The following is a 2831-nucleotide window of genomic DNA, read 5'->3' as shown; positions in this document are numbered from 1 at the left end:
TTCGTCCGCTGGCTGCCTGGTTGGTCTACTTTTGCCGTCCTCGCAGGTCGCTTTCTCGTCGCCACGGCTGCAATGTTGCCGATCGTTTTACTGGTGCCAAGTATCCAACAAGATCTTACTCGCTCCCTCCGCATTCCACCGATCTGGTGGCTGAGTTTGCTGGCGATAGGGTCTTCCTTTCTGGGCACTACGGCATTTCAGATGGCACCCGTGGGGGAAGTTACATTATTATTTACGACTTCACCTTTGTTTATTATTGCCTACAAATATGTCATGCGCTTAGACATCAAACGAAGTGAGGGCTGGGGTATTTTAATAGCTACGGCTGGAGTGATTATTATTCTACTTCCTCAGTTCTCTAGCGATCGAGCCATCTCTTGGCAAACAATATTAGGCTACCTGTTAGCGTTAGGTGCGGCTGCTATGGTCACACTTTACACGGTTTTATTTGATACTTTTACCGATCGAGGAATTGCACCCAAATCGATAAATATTGTATTTATGACTTGTTTATTAGGAGGTGTTTTATTTCCATTTTGTACGATTTTCTTTACGAAACTATTGCTGGAAACTAGTATCGAGCGACAGGAAATCTTTGTATTATTAGGGTTAGGAATCTTTTCTACGGCGTTGCCATTTTTTTGTTACACAGTGGCGGCTCAAAAGTTACCGATCGTCCTGACAACGGCAATATTGCTCCTAGAGCCAATGTTTGCGGTGTTATTTACATCTGTAGCTTTACAAGAAATTCCCTCGCTATGGTTTGGAATCGGTAGCATTCTGGTTTTCTGGGGATTGAGATCGATTGCCAGAGCTGCCAATTCATCATGAGTTTCCCTATGAGTTTGAACCTCGTTTTAGTACCTCGTAAATTGAGACTAAGCCTACGATTCTAATCCAATAAATTCTCAACCTAATTTTGGGACTTTTGCCATGAAATCGATACCGTTACTCACCAAGCTCCAAACTTTTTTGTCCGAACCTTTAGACGTGAATCTACAGCGAGCGATCGCTACAGATTTGGAGGCTCATCTAATCGATCTGTTTCATACCGTCGTCGATTCGGTACCAGCTTATCGACAGTTCCTGCAAGTGCAAGGCATCAATCCTGCCTCGATTCAGACGCTCGCGGCATTTCAACAGTTACCACTGGTAACTAAAGCCAATTATATCAAGCAATATCCGCTCGCCGAAATTTGTCGGGCTGGCAGCTTATCGACTTGCGACATGCTGGCAGTATCTTCTGGCTCTACAGGCGAACCAACCTGCTGGCCGCGCCAGATCGGCGATGAGTTAGAAATTGCCACTAGATTTGAGTATATCTTTCGAGAAAGCTTTCAAGCCGATCGCCGTTCCACTTTGGCGGTGATTTGCTTTGCTTTGGGGACTTGGGTGGGTAGCATGTATACCGCCGCTTGTTGTCGGTGGCTGGCGAGTAAGGGGTACCAGATCGCGGTAATTACGCCAGGAAACAACAAGACCGAAATTTTGCGCGTCGTGCAGGCACTGGGGGGGCAGTTCGAGCAAATAGTCTTACTGGGCTATCCACCTTTTTTAAAAGATGTGGTGGATACTGGCATTCAACAAGGCGTGCGGTGGTCGGATTATGCTGTCAAATTGGTGATGGCAGGGGAAGTTTTCAGCGAAGAATGGAGATTGTTGGTGGGACAACGGCTCGGTTCGATCGATTATTGCTATGATTCGGCATCTTTATTAGGTACCGCCGATGCGGGGGTGTTGGGGCATGAAACCCCGTTATCGATTTGTATTCGGCGGTTTCTCGCGACCCATCCAGATGCTGCGCGGCAATTGTTTGGCGAGTCCCGCCTCCCGACGCTGGTGCAGTACGATCCGACCAGCCGCTTTTTTGAAGTTCATGAGGGTACGCTGTTATTTTCTGGCGATAATGGGGTGCCACTGATTCGCTATCATATCGCCGATACTGGGGGCATTATTAGCTATGCAACGATGCTCCAATTCCTCCAAGATTGGGGTTTTGACCCGTTGGCATTACTGGCAAAAGATCGAGGTGTCCATGCCTTGCCCTTTGTGTATGTGTTTGGTCGATCGCAATTTGCAATTTCTTACTTTGGTGCGAACCTCTATCCTGAAAATATTGCGGTTGGTTTAGAACAACCAATAGTTCGAGATTGGGTGACTGGTAAGTTTGTGATGCAAATAATTGAAGATGAGGATCGCGCTAAATTTTTGTCGGTGGCGGTGGAGTTAGCTCCTGGGGTCGATGCAGATCTGGATAAGGCTCAGAGTATTTCCCAGTCGATCTTGGAACAGTTACGGCGATTGAATAGTGAGTTTGCTAACTAGTCCCGACTGAATATCAACAGCCACAGATAACTCTCAAACCAATGGGCGATCCAGACTTTTTCCCAGTTGGTGCCAAACATAGCTACACTCGATCGATCTAGTCAATGGTGTAACCGATCTTAACTGGGCTGACAGACATCGATTCGACAGAGCCGACACTGTGCCTACGGCAGGCTATCGCCAACGACAAGCTCAGTGCATCGCGATACGCGAACGAATGTTTTCGATCCTGAAGTTCCACTCACTATGCCTGGACTCGATTTGGAAAAGAGATCTCCAACACTACACAACCAAGATCGGTTGTGAATGGCCCGTGAATCTCTCCAGGTGGTCTACTGGCATAATGTCCAGTCTCCAGCCACATGTCGAAAGCTAAATCGTAAAGACGACCGCTGATAATTAAAATTTCTTCAGGATAAGCATGACTTTTCGCACCGAAACTAGTCGTGTCAGCACCAGGATAAAACCGAGTTAAGCGGGTGTATTCACCAGTTTTGACATCTATG

The 2831-nt window shown here is 46.9% G+C and carries 2 protein-coding genes and 1 pseudogene; 2 read left to right on the top strand and 1 reads right to left on the bottom strand.

The features are described 5' to 3' along the window. A partial coding sequence (locus tag RMO35_RS02550; RefSeq protein ID WP_309738356.1) for a DMT family transporter occupies positions 1-831 on the top strand: 831 nt, incomplete at its 5' end. Between the two features lie 102 nt (positions 832-933). After that, positions 934-2426: pseudogene (locus RMO35_RS02545) on the top strand (phenylacetate--CoA ligase family protein). 143 nt (positions 2427-2569) lie between these two features. On the opposite strand, the gene RMO35_RS02540 reads toward RMO35_RS02545, so the two are convergent. Next, positions 2570-2831: cupin domain-containing protein (locus RMO35_RS02540; protein WP_309738352.1), on the bottom strand; the 262-nt coding region annotated here is incomplete at its 5' end.

Source organism: Chamaesiphon sp. OTE_20_metabat_361 (assembly GCF_031364565.1).
This window is presented reverse-complemented; position numbering and strand designations above follow the sequence as displayed.